This is a genomic window from Streptococcus halichoeri, from assembly GCF_009870755.1.
Lineage (GTDB): Bacteria > Bacillota > Bacilli > Lactobacillales > Streptococcaceae > Streptococcus > Streptococcus halichoeri.
In genome coordinates, this window is the sequence record NZ_WLZU01000018.1 from 21,375 (window position 1) to 41,452 (window position 20,078).

At 42.6% G+C, this 20,078-nt stretch carries 17 protein-coding genes; 15 read left to right on the forward strand and 2 right to left on the reverse strand.

The window, feature by feature from the left end:
• The 5 genes from GWD08_RS05730 to GWD08_RS05750 all read left to right on the forward strand — a co-directional run bounded on the left by GWD08_RS05730 (window position 1) and on the right by GWD08_RS05750 (window position 6,463).
• A complete protein-coding gene (locus tag GWD08_RS05730; protein ID WP_159564696.1) occupies window positions 1–1,335 on the forward strand; it encodes a glycosyltransferase family 4 protein in 1,335 nt (444 codons plus the stop codon).
• Window positions 1,336–1,786: 451 nt separating this feature from the next.
• Entirely contained in the window at window positions 1,787–3,733 is a 1,947-nt protein-coding gene (gene thrS / locus GWD08_RS05735) for a threonine--tRNA ligase (RefSeq protein ID WP_159560762.1), read from the forward strand.
• 130 nt (window positions 3,734–3,863) lie between these two features.
• Window positions 3,864–4,856: an ABC transporter ATP-binding protein gene (locus GWD08_RS05740; RefSeq protein WP_159564698.1), complete on the forward strand. Its 993-nt coding sequence runs from the start codon at window positions 3,864–3,866 to the stop codon at window positions 4,854–4,856.
• 1 nt (window position 4,857) lies between these two features.
• The gene (locus GWD08_RS05745) at window positions 4,858–5,676 is read left to right on the forward strand and encodes an ABC transporter permease (RefSeq protein WP_159545800.1); all 819 of its coding nucleotides are present in this window, start codon (window positions 4,858–4,860) and stop codon (window positions 5,674–5,676) included.
• Between the two features lies 1 nt (window position 5,677).
• Entirely contained in the window at window positions 5,678–6,463 is a 786-nt protein-coding gene (locus tag GWD08_RS05750) for an ABC transporter permease (RefSeq protein WP_159564700.1), read from the forward strand.
• A gap of 108 nt (window positions 6,464–6,571) precedes the next feature.
• Here the strand turns inward: GWD08_RS05750 and dhaQ are convergent, their stop codons facing one another.
• Complete coding sequence (dhaQ, locus tag GWD08_RS05755) at window positions 6,572–7,561, reverse strand: DhaKLM operon coactivator DhaQ (protein ID WP_159564702.1); 990 nt, start codon at window positions 7,559–7,561, stop codon at window positions 6,572–6,574.
• Between the two features lie 10 nt (window positions 7,562–7,571).
• Window positions 7,572–8,111, reverse strand: a complete 540-nt coding sequence (dhaS, locus tag GWD08_RS05760; RefSeq protein ID WP_159560746.1) for a dihydroxyacetone kinase transcriptional activator DhaS — start codon at window positions 8,109–8,111, stop codon at window positions 7,572–7,574.
• Window positions 8,112–8,260: 149 nt separating this feature from the next.
• Between dhaS and dhaK the strand changes: the two genes are divergently transcribed.
• The 10 genes from dhaK to smc all read left to right on the forward strand — a co-directional run bounded on the left by dhaK (window position 8,261) and on the right by smc (window position 19,588).
• Window positions 8,261–9,250: a dihydroxyacetone kinase subunit DhaK gene (gene dhaK / locus GWD08_RS05765; RefSeq protein ID WP_159564704.1), complete on the forward strand. Its 990-nt coding sequence runs from the start codon at window positions 8,261–8,263 to the stop codon at window positions 9,248–9,250.
• 9 nt (window positions 9,251–9,259) lie between these two features.
• Entirely contained in the window at window positions 9,260–9,835 is a 576-nt protein-coding gene (gene dhaL, locus GWD08_RS05770) for a dihydroxyacetone kinase subunit DhaL (RefSeq protein ID WP_159545796.1), read from the forward strand.
• A complete protein-coding gene (dhaM, locus tag GWD08_RS05775; protein WP_159550207.1) occupies window positions 9,835–10,209 on the forward strand; it encodes a dihydroxyacetone kinase phosphoryl donor subunit DhaM in 375 nt (124 codons plus the stop codon). The genes dhaL and dhaM overlap by 1 nt, the downstream gene beginning before the upstream one ends.
• Window positions 10,210–10,220: 11 nt before the next feature.
• Complete coding sequence (locus GWD08_RS05780) at window positions 10,221–10,931, forward strand: MIP/aquaporin family protein (protein ID WP_159550204.1); 711 nt, start codon at window positions 10,221–10,223, stop codon at window positions 10,929–10,931.
• Window positions 10,932–11,095: 164 nt separating this feature from the next.
• Window positions 11,096–12,160: a DUF3114 domain-containing protein gene (locus GWD08_RS05785; RefSeq protein WP_159564706.1), complete on the forward strand. Its 1,065-nt coding sequence runs from the start codon at window positions 11,096–11,098 to the stop codon at window positions 12,158–12,160.
• A 211-nt stretch (window positions 12,161–12,371) separates the two neighbouring features.
• The gene (yycF, locus tag GWD08_RS05790) at window positions 12,372–13,082 is read left to right on the forward strand and encodes a response regulator YycF (RefSeq protein WP_159545788.1); all 711 of its coding nucleotides are present in this window, start codon (window positions 12,372–12,374) and stop codon (window positions 13,080–13,082) included.
• Window positions 13,075–14,433: a cell wall metabolism sensor histidine kinase VicK gene (vicK, locus tag GWD08_RS05795; protein WP_159564708.1), complete on the forward strand. Its 1,359-nt coding sequence runs from the start codon at window positions 13,075–13,077 to the stop codon at window positions 14,431–14,433. The genes yycF and vicK overlap by 8 nt, the downstream gene beginning before the upstream one ends.
• A gap of 3 nt (window positions 14,434–14,436) precedes the next feature.
• Window positions 14,437–15,246, forward strand: a complete 810-nt coding sequence (locus tag GWD08_RS05800; protein WP_159545784.1) for an MBL fold metallo-hydrolase — start codon at window positions 14,437–14,439, stop codon at window positions 15,244–15,246.
• Between the two features lie 102 nt (window positions 15,247–15,348).
• Window positions 15,349–16,062: a ribonuclease III gene (gene rnc, locus GWD08_RS05805; RefSeq protein WP_159564710.1), complete on the forward strand. Its 714-nt coding sequence runs from the start codon at window positions 15,349–15,351 to the stop codon at window positions 16,060–16,062.
• Entirely contained in the window at window positions 16,043–19,588 is a 3,546-nt protein-coding gene (gene smc, locus GWD08_RS05810) for a chromosome segregation protein SMC (protein ID WP_159564712.1), read from the forward strand. The genes rnc and smc overlap by 20 nt, the downstream gene beginning before the upstream one ends.
• Window positions 19,589–20,078 lie beyond the last annotated feature (490 nt).

Here is a 20,078-nt window from a genome sequence, read left to right on the forward strand (position 1 = left end):
ATGCGTGTCGGATTATTTACAGACACCTATTTTCCACAAGTTTCAGGCGTGTCGACCAGTATTAGAACCCTGAAAGAAGAGTTGGAAAAAGAAGGTCATGAAGTCTATATTTTTACCACCACCGATAAGAATGTCAAGCGTTTTGAAGATCCCACCATTATCCGTTTGCCAAGCGTTCCTTTTATTTCTTTTACTGATCGGCGCGTGGTCTACCGTGGATTAGTCTCCTCATATAAAATTGCTAAAGACTACCACTTAGATATTATTCATACTCAGACTGAATTTAGCTTAGGCTTATTAGGCAAAATGATTGGCAAGGCCTTACGGATTCCAGTGGTACACACCTATCACACACAATATGAAGACTATGTTAAATATATTGCCAATGGCAAGCTCATCAGACCAAGTATGGTAAAGCCGATTTTGCGCAATTACCTCAAAGACTTGGATGGTGTTGTCTGTCCAAGTAGAATTGTGCTTAATTTGCTAGAAGGCTATGAGATTAAGATTCCTAAGCGTGTGATTCCAACAGGAATTCCTGTAGAAAATTATATTCAAGATGATATTACCCAAGAAATGGTTGCTAATTTAAAAGCTAACTTAGGCCTAGCTCCTGATGATAAGATGCTTTTAAGTTTATCTCGTGTGTCGTATGAAAAAAATATCCAGGCAATCTTGTTTCAATTTCCCCAAGTTATCGCAGAAAATCCAAAGATAAAACTGGTGATTGTTGGTGATGGCCCTTACCTGTCAACCTTACAAGAATTGGCAGAGCAATTAAAAATGACCAGCCATGTTATTTTTACTGGGATGATTCCCCATGAGCAAGTGGCCCATTATTATAAGGCCTGTGACTTTTTTATCAGTGCTTCAACTAGTGAAACCCAAGGTTTGACTTATATTGAGAGTTTGGCGAGTGGCAAACCCATCATCGCTCATGGCAATCCTTATTTGGATGATTTGATTTCCCATAAAATGTTTGGAACCTTGTTTTATCGCGAAGAAGACATTCCCGCTGCCATCATTGATGCCATCAATGTCACGCCCGACATGGATCCGCTGCTATTAGAGCAAAAGCGCTATGAAATTTCTGCTCAGCATTTTGGCCAATCCATCTATACCTTTTATTTGGACACCCTCATTGCTAAATCAGAGCAAAAGCACAAGCGTTTAAGCTTATATATCAATAGTCCAGAAAAGCATGAGCCCATCAAGCTGGTCGCACAAGCCATTCATCTTCCGCAAAGAGCTGTCAAAGCTACGGCTAAAACGTCGGTCAAAGTCGTCAAGGCGCCCTTAAAAATGGTCAATGCGATCCGTGATTTTTTAGATTAACAAGGCACGCTTGTGCTTAAGCTTACTGGGTGGCAAAATGGTCTGGTGGATTTTTAAGATAGGGACTTGAAATCTGTAGAAAAATTGATATAATAAGCATGAAGACACGTTAAGTTACCCTTTATTTGTGATAAGCGAGCGCTGGTTGGTGAAAAGAGCGCAAAATAGACTAACTTAATACTCCTTCCATGATTTTATGCAAACATAAAAGGGTGGTTCCCTTATCGCCGCTTGAGGTTCAACATGAGAATGCTAGTTTTTTTGTTGGATGAATGAAGGTGGAACCACGCAACCGCGTCCTGATATAGGATGTGGTTTTTCTTTTTGAGAGACTAACCAAAGTAGTGAGGTGTTTTGGCAGCAACAGCTAAGCTCAGTGTAAGTTCGCTTGAAGAGGAGCTTGTTTTGATAAAATGTGACTTGAGAAAAATGCTTGATTAAGGAGAAGACGATGATTAATATAACATTTCCAGATGGTGCCGTGCGCGAATATGCAAAAGGAATCACAACCGTTGCAATCGCTGAATCCATCAGCAAATCCTTGGCCAAAAAAGCCTTAGCCGGGAAATTTAACGGCCACTTAATAGATACCAATCGCCCTATTACAGAAGACGGCAGTATTGAAATCGTGACTCCCGAGCACGAGGATGCCTTGGGTGTTCTTCGTCATTCAGCGGCTCATTTGTTTGCTCAAGCAGCAAAACGCCTCTTTCCTGATTTACACCTAGGAGTAGGCCCTGCTATTGAAGATGGCTTTTACTATGATACTGACAATGCCCAAGGCCAGATTTCTAACGAAGATCTGCCCCGCATTGAAGAAGAAATGCGTAAAATTGTCAAAGAAAATTATCCTTGTATCCGTGAGGAATTGTCCAAGGAAGAAGCCCTAGACTTATTTAAAGATGACCCCTACAAAGTCGAATTAATCAAAGAGCACGCTGACGATGCTGCTGGTTTAACGGTTTATCGTCAAGGCGAGTTTGTCGATCTTTGCCGTGGCCCTCACGTACCATCAACAGGTCGGATCCAAGTCTTCCACCTGCTCAATGTAGCTGGTGCTTACTGGCGCGGTAACAGTGACAATAACATGATGCAAAGGGTTTATGGCACCGCTTGGTTTGACAAAAAAGATCTCAAGGCTTATTTGACCCGGCTAGAAGAAGCAAAAGAACGTGATCATCGCAAACTGGGTAAAGAGTTGGACTTGTTCATGATTAATCCAGAGGTCGGTCAAGGTTTACCTTTTTGGCTACCAGATGGTGCGACGATTCGTCGGACGCTTGAGCGTTATATCACGGACAAAGAATTAGCTTCTGGTTACCAACATGTCTACACACCACCAATGGCCTCTGTTGACTTTTATAAAACTTCTGGTCACTGGGATCACTATCGCGAAGACATGTTCCCAACCATGGATATGGGAGACGGTGAGGAGTTTGTTCTACGTCCCATGAACTGCCCGCATCACATTCAGGTCTATAAAAACCGCGTGCATTCTTACCGTGAGTTGCCGATTCGGATCGCAGAGCTTGGGATGATGCACCGCTATGAAAAATCTGGTGCCTTATCTGGCTTGCAACGTGTTCGTGAGATGACGCTTAATGACGGTCACATCTTTGTAGCACCAGAGCAGATCCACGAAGAATTCCAACGTGCCCTGCAATTAATCATTGATGTTTATGAGGACTTCAACTTAACAGACTATCGTTTTCGTTTGTCCTATCGGGATCCCAAAGATACACATAAATATTATGACGATGATGAGATGTGGGAAAATGCACAAAGCATGCTCAAGGCTGCGCTGGACGACATGGGCGTCGACTATTTCGAAGCAGAAGGCGAAGCTGCCTTTTACGGACCAAAACTGGATATTCAGGTTAAAACGGCCCTTGGTAATGAAGAAACCCTCTCCACCATCCAGTTGGATTTCTTGTTACCAGAACGCTTTAACCTGTCTTACATTGGAGCTGATGGGGAAGAGCACCGTCCAGTCATGATTCACCGCGGAGTCATCTCAACCATGGAACGCTTTACAGCGATCTTGATTGAGACTTACAAGGGTGCTTTCCCAACCTGGTTGGCTCCACACCAAGTTACGGTTATCCCAATTTCTAACGAAGCACACATTGACTATGCTTGGCAAGTGGCAAAAACTTTACGTGATCATGGCGTGCGCGTCGATGTGGATGAGCGCAATGAAAAAATGCAGTACAAGATTCGTGCTTCTCAAACCAGCAAGATCCCTTACCAATTAATCGTTGGGGACAAGGAAATGGAAGATAAATCAGTCAATGTCCGCCGCTACGGCAGTAAGGCAACCCATACAGAAACTGTTGATCAATTTGTAGAGACCATCTTAGCCGATATTGCACGTAAATCCCGCCCACAAGACAACTAATATCAACTGAAAAGAAGCTGTGCGGCTTCTTTTTTTGCTGCTTTGGAAAACGCTTGCGCAAGCTATTTTAACTTGTTATAATAAAGTTCATTAAGATGTTATGATAGTGTAATAATGGAGTGTGATTGTAATGGCAATGATAGAAGTATCTCATCTTCACAAAACCTTTTCTAAAATAAGAAAAGAGCCTGGGTTAAAGGGTGCCTTGAAATCTTTTGTGCATCCGCAAAAGACCAACTTTGAAGCGGTCAAGGACCTAACTTTTGAGATACCAAAAGGGCAAATCATGGGCTTTATTGGGGCTAATGGCGCTGGCAAATCAACGACAATTAAGATGCTAACTGGCATTTTAAAACCAACGTCAGGTTATTGTCGTATTAATGGCAAAATCCCACAAGATAATCGCCAAGACTATGTCAAAGATATTGGGGTTGTTTTTGGACAACGAACACAACTGTGGTGGGACTTAGCTTTGCAGGAAACCTATACAGTCTTAAAGGAAATTTATGATGTGCCTGACCAGGTTTTTCACAAACGAATGGCCTTTTTAAATGACGTTTTAGACCTCAATGATTTCATCAAAGATCCTGTTCGCACTTTATCGCTTGGTCAGCGCATGCGGGCTGATATTGCGGCGTCATTGCTACATAATCCTAAGGTTTTATTTCTAGATGAGCCGACCATTGGCTTGGATGTTTCGGTGAAGGATAACATTCGTCGTGCCATTACGCAGATAAATCAAGAAGAAGCGACAACGATTTTACTAACCACTCATGATTTGAGTGATATTGAGCAATTGTGTGATCGGTTGATTATGATTGATAAGGGAAAAGAAATCTTTGATGGCACAGTAAGGCAATTAAAGCAAACATTTGGCAAACAAAAAAGCTTGACCTTTGAACTAAAACCAGGTCAAGAGCAGCTAGTCTCCTCCTTTGCGGGGCTACCTGATATAACAGTAATCCGGCAGGACCTTGTTTTGGATATAAAGTACGATAGTTCGCGTTACCAAACGGCAGAGATTATTCAAAAGACTCTGGCTGACTTTGCCGTTAGGGACTTGAAAATGGCTGACGTTAACATTGAGGATATTGTCCGTCGCTTTTACCGAAAGGAGCTCTAAGATGCTATCATTTTGGAAACGTTATAGGCCCTTTATCAGTGCTGGTATTCAGGAATTGATCACCTACCGTGTCAATTTCTTTTTGTACCGCCTTGGTGATGTTATGGGAGCTTTTGTGGCTTTCTACCTTTGGAAGGCTGTTTTTGATTCTGCTAAGCAACCCTTGATTAATGGTTTTACTCTGTCAGATATGACGTTTTACATTATCATGAGTTTTGTCACCACCTTGTTGACTAAGTCAGACAGTTCTTTTATGATTGGTGAAGAAGTTAAGGATGGCTCGATTATTATGCGCCTGCTGCGCCCGGTTCATTTTGCCGCTTCTTATCTTTTTATGGAAATTGGCTTTCGCTGGATTGTTTTGATTAGTGTGGGGCTACCTTTTTTGTTGGTCATATCTGGTGTCAGAGTGATGGCAGGGCTACCATTTTGGCAAGTATTAGCGAGTATTTTTTTGTATTTGCTTAGTCTTTTGCTGGCCTTTTTAATTAATTTTTATTTTAATATTTGTTTTGGCTTTACAGCATTTGTTTTTAAGAACCTTTGGGGTTCTAATTTGCTAAAAAATGCTTTAGTTTCCTTTATGTCTGGAAGCTTGATTCCTTTGGCCTTTTTCCCAAAAGTTGTGGCAAACGTCCTTAGTTTTCTGCCCTTTTCTTCTTTAGTTTATACGCCAGTGATGATTGTGATTGGAAAATATAACTTGCGTCAAATCGGGCTTGCTCTAGGTTTACAGCTTTTTTGGCTTTTGGTGATGGTGGTATTATCCCAGCTGATTTGGAAAAAAGTGCAGTATCAGTTAACGATTCAAGGAGGATGAGATGGCAAAAATCAGACGTATGCATGCGATTTTTATCAAGCAATACCTCAAGCAAATCTTGGAATATAAGGTTGATTTTGTGGTAGGAGTGCTGGGGGTTTTCCTGACTCAAGGACTGAATTTGCTCTTTTTAAATGTGCTGTTTCAGCATATCCCGGCGTTAGAAGGTTGGACCTTTGAGCAGATTGCCTTTATCTATGGTTTTTCTCTCATCCCAAAGGGCATTGACCACCTCTTTTTTGACAACCTCTGGGCTTTGGGGCAGCGCCTGGTTCGTAAAGGAGAATTTGATAAATATCTGACCAGACCGATTAGCCCTTTATTTCATGTCTTGGTAGAAACCTTTCAAGTGGATGCTCTGGGGGAACTACTGGTTGGGATTATCTTGCTGTCTACAACGGTTGGCTCTCTTACCTGGACGCTCCCTAAGCTAGTGCTTTTTGTGATAGCCATTCCCTTTGCTACCTTGATTTATACCTCTTTAAAAATCGCGACCGCTAGTATTTCCTTTTGGACTAAGCAATCAGGAGCAGTCATTTATATCTTTTACATGTTTAATGACTTTGCCAAATACCCCATGTCCATTTATAATTCGTTATTGAAGTGGGTGCTTAGTTTTCTCATTCCTTTTGCCTTTACGGCTTATTATCCGGCATCCTACTTTTTGACAGGACAGAACTTCCTTTTTAATATCGGTGGTTTGATGGTTATTTCCTTGCTTGTGTTTGCCGTATCGCTCAAACTGTGGAAATGGGGCTTGGCTGCTTATGAGAGCGCAGGCTCTTAGACGAGATAAGTTGACCCAAAAGAGTGCTAGCTGTAAAAAGACAGACCAAAGTCAGCATCAATAAATGAAAAGGCAGTAGTACGAACTACTGTCTTTTGCCGTGCCCTATTACCAAGCATAGGCATTGGTAGGGGCTTGTAGGTAAGTAAGCCAGCTTTGACTCTTAAGCCGGCAAAGAGTAACTGAAATGCCTGTCATATCAAGGCTGGTCATGAATTTTCCATTTTTGATAAAGGGCAGCTGCAGACCTTCTAGTTCTAGTAGTTGGTGCATATCATTTAGGAAGATACCCTGTTCTAAGTCAGTTGCTGTTCCCAGATTGTTAACCAGTAAGATAAAGTGTTGCCCTTCTTGCCAATGAAATTTAATGTGTAACTTATTCATAATCTCAATGGCCAATTGCTCTGAAGAATGAAAGTCAACTTGACGGTAACCTTCTTCACCATGAATGCCAATACCAAAGGCAATCTGGTTGTTGTTTAATGCAAAAAGCGGCTGCTGAGTGCCAGGTAGACTGGCGGATTTGGTGGCAAAGCCAATCGTAGCTGTTTCGGTAGCCACTTCAAAGGCCAGGGCTTCTAGCTCAGTCAAACTTGCACCACTCTTGGCAGCTGCACCTAGAATTTTGTGGAGTAAAATGGTGCCAGCCAAACCGCGATGCCGCATTGCAAATTGTTGTTTGGGCTCAACAGAAATATCATCATGCGAGATAATATACTTGATATTGTGCCCTTCTTGTCTAGCCGTGTGAATAGCCGTTTGAAAGGAGGCTATATCAGCTTCAAAATTTTTGATGATGATAAAGACACCCTTGCCCTGGTCTAAAAAACGAATGGCTTTTAAAATGGCTTCAGGTTTTGGTGGTACAAAGAGCTCACCATAAATGGCTGCACTGAGCATGCCATTGCCAACAAATCCGGCATGGGCTGGCTCATGGCCAGAGCCGCCGCCAGAGAGGATGGGCACACTATCGTGATCAAGATGCCGATTATAAATGATAGGCCACCGGCCTAATTTGGCTAAATGAGGCTGAGCAGCTAAGATGCCGTCTATATACTGTTCGAACGTTTGACTGACGTGGTTCATAATAGTTACCATGATTATGCTCCTATATGTCTTGTAAGGTTTTTAAAATAATGGCTTTAAGGTCACTTATCTGGGGAAGGACTTCTTCGTGATTAACATAGTGTTTGATGACCGTAGCAAGAGCATTAGCGTGGTAATGAATTAAAAAGGTTTTGTAGTCATCTGTTAATGACAGGGCTTGCTTGTCCTCTTCTTCCTTGATGATTTTTTCAACTAGGATAATACAATAATCCCCAAAAAAGGAGTAAAAGTCATTTTGTCCTTCAATATTGAAGAGCTGGGCATAGAAATGCTGATTACTTTGGATATAAAATAATAATTCTTCCAGCAGTTTAAATCCAGAGATATAGTTGAGATTACTAGTGACTTGCTCTTGCAATTCAGTCTCAAAGATCCAGTCCAATAACTCGTATTTATCTACAAAATGGTTATAAAAAGTTTGCCGTCTGATTCCAGCAGTGTCCATAATGTCTACGACTGAAATTTTTTCAAAGCTTTTTTCTTGTAACTGTTTTTTGAAAGCCTTGGCAATACGCTTTTTAGTAATCAGAGAAGTTGCCATTAAATTTTCCTTTATTTCTTGTTCTCTTCCTTAATAGCTTATCAAAAGCTACCTTAAAAAGATATGGACAAATGGTGATAATTGTCCCTTACCAGCAAGAAAAAGTTAAGTTAAAATGAAAGCGTAAACAAAAAATGGAGGATTTGCTGATGAAGAAAATTATGAATGAGCCAACACACATCGTTGATGACATGCTTCAAGGGTTGGCCTATATGCATGATGACCTGGTAGAGCGCTTGGATGGTTTTGATGTCATTGTTCGCAAGGCTCCTAAAACACACAAGGTTGCTATTATTTCAGGCGGTGGTTCTGGCCATGAGCCAGCCCATGCTGGCTTTGTCGGATCGGGTATGCTTTCGGCCGCTGTTTGTGGAGCGGTCTTTACCTCTCCCACTCCGGATCACATTTTGGAGGCCATCAAAGCTGCTGATGAAGGTGCGGGTGTCTTTATGGTTATTAAGAATTACTCTGGTGATATCATGAATTTTGAGATGGCCCAGGAGCTTGCTGAAATGGAAGGAATTGAGGTATCAAGTATCATTGTTGATGATGATATTGCTGTGGAAGACAGTCTTTATACCCAAGGCCGGCGCGGCGTTGCCGGTACCGTTCTTGTGCATAAAATTTTAGGTCACGCTGCCCAAGCTGGTCAGAGTTTATCGCAAATCAAGCACCTAGCAGAAAACTTAGTACCTCAGCTCAAAACCATTGGCTTAGCCTTATCAGGGGCAACTGTCCCTGAAGTTGGTAAGCCAGGCTTTGTCCTTAGTGAAGACGAATTTGAGTATGGGGTGGGAATCCATGGCGAACCTGGCTATAAGAGAGAAAAAATGCAGCCATCACATCTTTTGGCGCAAGAATTAGTTGATAAATTAGCTGCGAGCTTTCAAATGACTGCTGGTCAGCAGTTTGCCCTGCTAATTAATGGTTTAGGAAGTACACCGCTTATGGAAGAATATGTTTTTGCTAATGATGTTGCCCAACTCTTAGCAGAAAAAGGTGTGGATGTCGTTTTTAAAAAAATTGGTGATTACATGACGTCTCTGGATATGGCTGGTCTTTCACTAACCTTATTAAGATGTGAAGATCAAGCATGGATTGAAGCATTAAAAGCACCAGTCACTACGGTAGCTTGGTAAGGAGGACTTATGGATACGACAAAAATAGTAACATGGATGAGCTTATTTAATGATAAAGTAAAAGCTAATAAGGACTACCTTAGCGAGCTTGATACCCCCATTGGAGATGGCGATCATGGCGGCAATCTGGTTCGGGGTATGGCTGCTGTGATGGAAAGCCTGAGCGGCAAGACATTTGATCAAGCTAGCGATGTTTTTAAAATAATCGCAACTCAACTAGTCAGCAAAGTCGGTGGTGCATCAGGTCCTCTTTATGGTTCGGCCTTTATGGGCATGGCTAAAGCAGCTGATGGCGCTTCTCTTATAGACTGTTTGCAAGCGGGGCTTGAGATGATTCAAAAACGGGGCAAAGCCCAGGTTGGAGAAAAAACCATGATCGATGTTTGGCAACCCGTTATTGAGGCGCTTAGCCAGGGAGAATTGACCAAAGAAGCTGTCGCAGCGTTCGCTCAAGCCACAAAAGACATCAAAGCGACCAAGGGGCGGGCTTCATATCTGGGAGAGCGTTCTGTGGGGCATATAGATCCAGGTGCTTACTCCTCTTATCTTCTTTTTGAGGCAATGCTAGAAGCGGAGGTGGCCTAATGACAGCTCTAGGAATGGTGATTGTATCGCACTCAAAAAACATTGCCCAAGGGGTTGTGGATCTGCTCTTGGAAGTCTCTCAAGATGTGGCTATTACTTATATCGGTGGTAGCGAAGATGGTGGCATTGGTACTAGTTTTGAACAAGTGCAAGCCAAAATCGACGCGAATCCACAAGACGATCTTTTAGCCTTCTATGATTTAGGCAGTGCTGGTATGAATTTGGAGATGGCAGCAGATGTTACTGATAAAACGCTCACAGTACTTAAAGTACCAATTGTTGAGGGGGCTTATACAGCTGCAGCCCTAATTCAAGCCGGAGTGGCTAAAGAGGCTATTTTAGCCCAGCTAAAGGAATTAGAAATCAAAAAATAAGGAGACATCAGATGAACTTTATTGGCGAGTGTCTAGGAACTTTTATTCTTGTCCTACTAGGTGATGGGGTCATCTCGGCTTGTGTACTTCATAAAACAAAAGCCCAAAATAGTGGTTGGGTGACCATTGTTTTGGGCTGGGCGGCGGCAGTCAGCATTGCTGTCTATGTAACTGGTTTTATAAGTGGGGCACATTTAAACCCAGCAGTTACCCTGGCTTTGGCTAGCGTGGGCAGTTTACCTTGGGCTCAGGTACCAATCTATTTTTTGGCCCAGATGTTAGGAGCGATGCTTGGGGCCCTTGTCTTATATTTGCACTATTACCCACACTGGCAAGAAACAGATGACCCAACTACGATCTTATCTTGTTTTTCAACAGCACCAGCTATTCGCCATACTTGGTCAAACTTCTTTGGCGAAGCCCTTGGTACGGCAATCCTTGTGGTGACAGTCATGGCTATTGGGCCCAATAAATTAGCTGCTGGTTTTGGCCCCTTGCTTGTTGGTTTAGTAGTTGCAGCAGTGGGGTTCTCCTTAGGTGCAACAACTGGCTATGCCATCAATCCAGCGCGTGATTTAGGCCCTAGGCTAATGCATCAACTCCTGCCTATCCCTAATAAAGGTAATTCAGATTGGTCTTATGCTTGGATTCCGGTGTTTGGACCACTGGTTGGTGGAGTAGTGGGTGCTCTTATATTTCAACTAATTTTAAATCACATCTAGTCACAAGCTAGCTATGCGACCACTAATAATTGGTAAAACCGTATGAAATTAGGGTTTAAAAGCCTTACTTTCATACGGTTTTAGTCTCTTTGTTTAATAGGCAGGTATTTTGAGGTGCAGCTTTACCATTTCTTACTTGGCTGATAGGTTGACTTTAAGCTATAATGGAGGTGATAGTTGCTGCAAAAAAGGAGAGGGCTTTGCTTACAGGGATTGAGGAACGTTATAAAAAGCTAGTTTTTTTGGCTAGCATCGGTTGGAAAAAAGCGGATCTGGCCTTGTTTGCCGGGCAAGAAGACATTGATTATCGGATTGGCTCACCTGTCTTTTTGGCGTTTTGGCAGCAGCATTATTTATTAGACGATGGCAAAGCTCTGCTCCAGATGATTATGACTTTGGTAGCAATGCCTAAAGAAGATCTATCAGGCGAGCTACAGCAGACACAAGCTATTTTGCGTCATTTTCACCCTGAGTTAGCTCCAGATGCGCCATTTTGGTCTGAATTTGCTTTGTTGGTTAATCGGACTTATCCAGGTAAGACACTTGCTCAGGCAGGGATCTTGGAGCGTCAGCTCCACCAGTTTCGCTATATCATCTCCAGTCAGCAAGCTCAGTATGTGCGCAGCCATTTTAAAAAAGCCCAGATGACCGATCGTAGAGCCTTAATCCATTATCTCAGAAAGAAAAAAGGAGGCTGGCTAGCAGGTAAGAAAAGGGACTATTCGGTGTTTGAATCGGCGCGTTTGCATAATAAATTGGCATTCAAAGATGGACAAGCTATTTTTCCAGATGCCAGAGTCGCTTATAATATCAAACTTCTCATGCATTTTCATACGGAGTTTATTTTGTCTAGTGAGGGTCATTTTCTTAATGAAGTAGATGCTGAAAAGGTAACACAAGGCGGTGTGGTAAATGGTGCCAGCTTTAATTACGGGACACGCGGCCAGCGTCACTGGGATTTAGATGTTGACCCGGTGTACCGACATGATCCTGCTTTTCGTAAACAAATGATTAAGGGCTTTCGCTCGCCAAAGCGTCTGCACTGGTGGACACACCGATCTTCTGCTGATTTTGCTTGGTCTTATTTTAGTCACCGTGGCTTTTATGCCCGCAAAGGGCGCAGTAGTTATTATTGGGTTCAAAGGGCAGCTTGCGTATTCCAAGTCAAATTACTCTGTGCGAAGCTTCGTCACAGCTGGCCTTTGTGCAGGGAAAATGAAAGTGACTAGGCGACTTCAAAGCAAACAGCTGCGCCTAGCGATTTTCCAAGCCTGAAGCCAGGCTTTTGAGAGCTATTCAAAACAACATAACTCTAAAACGTAGACAGATATTGTCATATGCTGTGAAATTCTGGTATAATTATGAAGATAAAATAGGAAACGGAACCATTTAGGATGATACAAGTGAAAAGGTCAAACGCTAAATGATTGAGGTACAAAAATGAAAAAAGTTCTTATTGTCGATGACGAAAAGCCTATTTCAGACATCATTAAATTTAACCTAACAAAGGAAGGCTATGAAACCATCACCGCTTTTGATGGGCGCGAAGCAGTAGCTTTGTATGAAGCCGAAAAACCTGATTTGGTCATCCTTGACTTGATGCTGCCAGAATTGGATGGTCTAGAGGTTGCCAAAGAAATCCGCAAAACAAGTCATATCCCCATTATTATGTTATCAGCAAAAGATAGCGAATTTGACAAGGTCATTGGACTAGAGATAGGGGCTGATGATTATGTTACCAAGCCTTTTTCTAACCGGGAATTGCTTGCGCGCGTCAAAGCTCACCTCCGTCGTACGGAGACGATTGAAACAGCTGTCGCTGAAGAAAATGCATCACTTGGCAATCAAGAGATGACCATTGGCAATTTGCAAATTGTGCCAGATGCCTTTGTCGCTAAAAAGCGTGGCGTGGAAGTTGAATTAACCCACCGTGAATTTGAATTGCTCTACCATTTAGCTAAACACATGGGCCAAGTGATGACGCGCGAACATTTGCTAGAAACGGTATGGGGCTATGACTACTTTGGCGATGTGCGCACCGTGGATGTGACGGTACGTCGTCTGCGCGAAAAGATTGAAGACACACCGAGTCGCCCCGAATATATCTTAACTCGTCGCGGCGTCGGTTACTTTATGAAAGCATATGACTAAAGACATTATCGGAAACCTGTCATTATTTGAATTAGCCATTCTTTTATTGCTGGTTTTTGTAGCCATTTATTTTGTTTACTTAGCTGTGCGTGATTTTCGTAATGCCCGCATTATTCGTTTGCTGAGCCACAAGATTCGTGATTTGATCAATGGTCGTTATACCGATGACATTGATGTTAAAGCTGATGTTGAGTTGATGGATTTGTCCTATCAACTTAATGACCTATCAGATGTATTTCGCCTAACTCATGAAAATTTAGCACAAGAAAAGAACCGCTTGGCCAGTATCTTAGCTTATATGACCGACGGGGTCTTGGCGACAGATCGTTCGGGTAAGATTACCATGATTAATGAAACGGCCCAAAAACAGTTGGATTTAACTAAGGAGCAAGCCTTAGACTTATCCATTACGGACCTTTTGGTTGATAGTGAGACGCCGTATTCTTATCGTGATTTGGTGTCAAAAACCCCGATTGTGACCCTTAATCGCCGTGATGAAACGGGTGAATTCATTTCCTTGCGTTTACGTTTTGCGCTCAATCGTCGCGAAAGCGGCTTCATCTCTGGTTTGATTGTTGTATTGCATGATACAACAGAACAAGAAAAAGAAGAGCGTGAACGGCGGTTGTTTGTCTCAAATGTCAGCCATGAGTTGCGAACGCCACTAACTTCAGTTAAGTCTTATTTGGAAGCGCTGGATGAAGGCGCTCTTAAAGAAGAGATTGCACCAAGCTTCATCAAGGTCTCACTTGATGAGACCAACCGGATGATGCGGATGATTTCTGACTTGTTGAATCTTTCTCGTATTGACAACCAGGTTACCCAGTTAGCAGTTGAAATGACTAATTTTACGGCCTTTATGACGTCAATTTTAAATCGTTTTGATTTAGTTCGCACACAAAATACATCTGGTACAGGCAAAACTTACGACATTGTGCGCGATTATCCCTTAACCTCGATTTGGCTAGAGATTGATAATGATAAAATGACACAGGTTATTGAAAATATCTTGAATAATGCTATTAAGTATTCGCCAGATGGGGGGGAAATAACAGTTAAAATGAAGACGACTGATACCCAATTAATTGTATCAATCTCTGATGAAGGCTTGGGCATTCCAAAGAAAGATTTACCATTAATTTTTGATCGGTTTTATCGGGTAGACAAGGCAAGAAGTCGGGCCCAAGGCGGGACGGGACTTGGCCTAGCCATTGCTAAAGAAATTGTTAAGCAGCATCATGGTTTTATCTGGGCAAAGAGCGATTATGGCAAGGGCTCAACCTTTACCATTGTTTTGCCTTATGATAAGGATGCTGTTAGTTATGATGAATGGGAGGATGATTTAGACTAAATAATGACGACAAACGGCTTTAAGTATAGTATATTAGCTTCAGGCTCTACTGGAAATAGCTTTTATTTGGAGACGCCAAAGCAGCGCCTTTTGATTGATGCCGGACTGACAGGGAAAAAAATCGTGAGCCTATTAGCTGAAATAGATCGACGCCCAGAAGATTTAGATGCTATTTTAATCACACATGAGCATTCTGATCACATCAAAGGTGTTGGTGTTTTAGCCCGCAAGTATCAGCTTGATGTCTATGCCAATGAGCTAACTTGGCAGGCTATTGACCAACGCAATATGCTCGGAAAACTTGATTTTGCTCAAAAACATATTTTTCAACGTGATAAGGTGCTAACATTTGGCGATATTGACATTGAGAGTTTTGGTGTTAGTCATGACGCTATTGACCCACAGTTTTATCGTTTTATGAAAGATAATAAGTCTTTTGTTATGTTGACAGATACAGGTTATGTTAGTGATCGTTTGAGTGGCTTAATCGAAAATGCTGACGGTTATCTCATCGAATCAAATCATGATGTTGAGATTTTGCGAGCAGGCTCTTATCCTTGGCCGCTCAAACAGCGCATCTTATCAGACCATGGACATTTGTCAAATGAAGACGGTGCTGGTGCAATGATTCGTAGCATGGGCTACAAAACCAAGAAAATCTATCTTGGTCACCTGTCCAAAGAAAACAATATCAAAGAGTTGGCCCATATGACGATGGAAAATCAACTGGCTCAGGCTGATTTGGCAGTTGGCTCTGATTTTACAGTCTTAGACACATCACCAGATACGGCTTGTCCGCTAACAGATATTTAAAAAAAGAGCTAAAATCTGCTTTGGTTACAGAATCGAAGCGGATTTTTTACCTAATTTTTGCTATAATAAGATGGTCTGTAGACATCAGCAAAAGGAGAAAACATGGAAAAACTTGAGAAGGTCTTATACCACGCTTTTGGCATTCATTTTACAAACAAAGCTTTGCTTGAAACTGCCTTTACTCATACTTCATACGCAAACGAACATCGCCTCCTAAACATTTCACATAACGAACGTTTGGAATTTTTAGGAGACGCCGTTCTCCAATTAATTATCTCAGAGTACCTCTTTACCAAATATCCTCATAAGCCTGAAGGTGATTTGTCTAAGATGCGTTCGATGATTGTGCGCGAAGAGAGTCTGGCTGGTTTTTCACGCTACTGTTCCTTTGATGAATTTATCAAATTAGGCAAGGGAGAGGAAAAATCTGGCGGTCGCAACCGCGATACCATTTTAGGTGATCTGTTTGAAGCATTTTTGGGTGCTTTGCTATTGGACCAAGGCGTTGAGCAAGTCCGGCAATTTTTAGAGCAGGTGATGATTCCCCAAGTAGAAAAAGGCAACTATGAGCGCGTCAAGGATTACAAAACAAGTCTTCAAGAGCTTTTACAAGCCCATGGTGATGTTACTATTGATTATCAGGTTATTGCCGAAGAAGGTCCAGCCCACGCCAAAGCCTTTACCGTTGAAGTACTGGTTAACCAAGAACCTTTGAGTCAAGGGCAAGGCCGCTCAAAAAAATTAGCAGAACAAGATGCCGCTAAGATAGCATTGGCAAAACTCGAAAGAGGGTTAGATGTTTTTAAAAGAAATTGAAATGCAAGGGTTTAAATCCTTTGCCGATAAAACCAAAGTTGAGTTTGATCGTGGGGTTACAGCTGTTGTTGGCCCTAATGGTTCGGGCAAAAGTAATATTACAGAAAGCTTGCGTTGGGCATTGGGAGAATCCAGTGCCAAGAGCCTTCGTGGTGGTAAGATGCCAGATGTTATTTTTGCAGGGACAGAAAAACGAAGTCCCTTAAATTTTGCTCAGGTGGCAGTAGTCCTTGACAATTCTGATGGCTTTATCAGCAATGCCCCTAAGGAAATCCGAGTGGAACGCCACATTTATCGAAATGGCGATAGTGATTATTTAATTGCAGGCAAAAAAGTGCGCCTTCGTGATATTCATGATTTGTTCTTAGACACTGGTTTGGGGCGGGATTCTTTCTCTATTATTTCCCAGGGTCGGGTTGAAGAGATTTTTAACAGTAAGCCAGAAGAGCGTCGCGCTATCTTTGAAGAGGCAGCTGGGGTTTTAAAGTACAAGACACGTAAAAAAGAAACCAAACACAAATTGGATCAGACCCAGGCCAATGTTGATCGGCTAGATGATATTGTTTATGAATTGGAAAACCAGCTGGCTCCTTTGGCAAAGCAAGCGGAGGTGGCTCGCCAATTTCAAAGCTTAGAAGCAAAACGTAAACAAGCTCAACTTGATTTGCTTGTGTATGATATTACAGGCAATCAAGCTAAGCAAGCCGAGCTGGCTAAAAACCTGGCTAATTTGCAAGCAGAGCTCAAGGAATACTACCTGATGCGCGAGTCGCTTGAAGCTAAGCATCAACATCTTAAGCAAAAGCGCCAGCAATTGCAAAGCGAGTCGGAAGAAAAGCAGGCCAATCTGCTTCAGTTAACCAAACGCTTGGGCGATTGTGAGCGTCAGATTGAGTTGATTACCTTAGACAGTCATCAAAAGGCAGAAAAGCGTCAAGAAAGCAGTCAGCGTTTAGCCCAGCTTGAGCAAAACTTGGCAGCCTTACAGACCGATCAGGCAGCCAAACAAGCCCAGCTCACAGAGTTGAGCAGACAACTAACTGCCATTCAGGCTCAGGTCGCTAGCCTAACTGATGAGGTAGCCAAATTTGCTGGTGATCCGGACCAGTTGATTGAACAGCTGCGCGAAGACTATGTGCAACTAATGAAGCAAGAAGCGGATTTGTCCAATCAATTGACTGTGATTCAGTCTGAGTTAGCAACCGAAGAAGCATCACAAGAGGAGCGGCTGAGTCAAGAGCAACAGGTTCGCGCTAGAGTTGAAGACCTAGAAGCAGACAACCAGGAGCGAAGCACGAGGCTTAAAGCTTGTCAAGCACAGGTACAAACCTTACTTGATCAGTATCAGCAGCTAACCAAGACGATTGAACAAGAACAATCTCATTACCAAACTGCTCAACAAGATTTATTTAACTGCTTAGATGATAAAAAGGCAAAGCAAGCCAAGAAGACTAGTTTAGAAGCGATTCAAAAGAATCACAGCCAATTCTATGCTGGAGTGCGCGCCGTTCTCCAGGAGGCCGCTAGCCTAGGCGGCATTCTTGGGGCAGTTAGTGAGCATTTGACGTTTGAACCTCGCTATCAAACGGCCTTAGAAATAGCGCTGGGCGCTAGCAGCCAGCATATTATTGTAGCTGATGAAGCATCAGCTAAGCGAGCCATCAACTATTTGAAGCAAAAACGCTTGGGCCGGGCCACCTTTTTACCCTTAACGACCCTTAAAGAACGCCATTTAGCCGATCACCACCAGGCAGTGCTTGCTAAGAGCCCTGGCTATCTAGGGACAGCCCAAGAGCTGGTTAGCTATTCGAGTGACCTATCTGCTATTTTTGCAAATCTTTTAGGAACCACTGCTATCTTTGATCAGGTTGATCATGCTAATCAGGCAGCTAAAGCGCTCCGCTATGCGATCCGGATTGTCACGCTGGATGGAACCGAGTTGCGACCAGGTGGCTCTTTTTCAGGCGGTTCCCTTCGTCAAAATAATACGACCTTTATTAAGCCTGAATTAGACCAGATCACTAGTGACCTGACCAAGCTTGAGACCCAACTGCGGCAACACGAGACCCTGGTCGAAAAACTGCAGACCAACCTTCAGAACCTAAGCGAGCAACAACAGAAGGTTAAAGAGCAGGGGGAACAGGCCCGTTTGGAACTGCAAAAAGCCGAATTTAACCAGCAGCAAACCCAAGAACAGTTGACGGAAGCTAAGGCACTCTTAGCCATGATGGACCAGCAACACACTAATCAGACCTCAGATACCCGTCAAAAGCAAAAAGAAAAGACCGAACAGGCCCTGCAAACCATTAAGGAACAAAAGACCCAGCTGACGCAGGCCATTGATCAAATCAAAAATGATAAGACGGCGCTTAATGCCAAAAAAGCAGAGCTAACTCAGCAGTTAGCCGAGTCTAGATTACAAGAGCGTGATTTGCAAAATGAGCAACGCTACGAAACAAGCAATTTAGTACGCTTAGAGACAGACATCGAGCAGGTGCAAGCTGAGATACTAGCGCTCAACCGGTCATTATCACAAGCTAGTGATGAGCATCAAGCTGATCAGCTGCCAGAATTAAAGGCCAAAGCGCAAGCTGTTAGTGAGCGTAAAACTGCCGAAGAAATGCGCCTGGTTCAATTGCGGATCGAGCAAGAGGATTATCAAGCACAAGTAGAAGAACTTGAAGAAAAACTCCAACAAGAACAACAAAAAAACGAGGCCTATATTCGCCAGCAAACCAAATGGGAGGCTGATAATGAACAAATCAGCCAGCGCCTAAAACAAGCAGCGACCACCTTGTCAGAGGATTTCCAACTCACCTTTGAAGAAGCAAAATCGCTAGCGCAGGCAATCAGCGAACCCGTAGCAGCCAAAGAAAGTTTACGGCACTTGCAAAAAGCCATCAAAAACCTAGGACCAATCAATTTGGATGCTATCGCACAATATGACGAAGTCAGCCAGCGTCTGAATTTTTTAAACAGCCAAAAGGCTGATTTGCTTAAGGCGCGTGACATGCTACTTTCGACCATTGAGGAGATGGATAGTGAGGTAAAAGCCCGATTTAAAGTGACCTTTGAAGCCATTCGTCAGAGCTTTAAAGAAACCTTTAAGCAAATGTTTGGCGGAGGTTCTGCCGATTTGATTCTAACAGAAAAAGATTTATTGGCATCGGGGGTGGAGATTTCAGTGCAACCACCAGGCAAAAAAATCCAATCCTTGAATCTGATGTCAGGTGGTGAAAAAGCCTTATCGGCTTTGGCCCTATTATTTGCCATTATCCGTGTAAAGACGATTCCATTTGTCATCTTAGACGAAGTCGAAGCAGCACTTGATGAAGCCAATGTCAAGCGCTTTGGGGATTACCTCAACCGTTTTGACAAAGACAGCCAATTCATTGTGGTCACTCACCGTAAGGGAACCATGGCTGCCGCAGATAGCATCTATGGCGTAACCATGCAAGAATCCGGCGTTTCCAAAATTGTTTCAGTTAAGCTAAAAGAATCACAAGAATTAGATTATGTGAACTAATTAACCTTATCACTAAAACAGCCTAAAGCATAGCGAAGCTCCTTGATAAAAAAGGAGCTTCGCTGTGTTTTTTGATGATGTTTAGGATGCTGATAGGGCTGTTGGTTGTTTAGACGGCTATGTATTTGCTTGATTAGGAAGCTCTACTATTTTTTACCTGCCTTTGATGGTCATAGTTATGAATGATCTGAAATGTGCTCATAATATTAAGTTAGCTCATTTGTGTTCAAATGCTTAACACTTTTTGTTTTTAAGGTCGACTAAGTGATACTGGTTTTTTCCCAAGAAGTAGCTGACCAAGTTCAAAAAAAGAAATGATTTAAGTCTTGTCTTAAGCCCTGTTACTCCATTTCCAAGCTTCTATGTTATAATCCCGAGTTTATCAGTTAATTGACTTCGCAGGGGTTGTTTTTGCGATAACAGCGGTATTTCTTTTGATTTTTTTATCTCTATTTGTTGTTGTGAACGGCAATGTATGTTATACTATAGT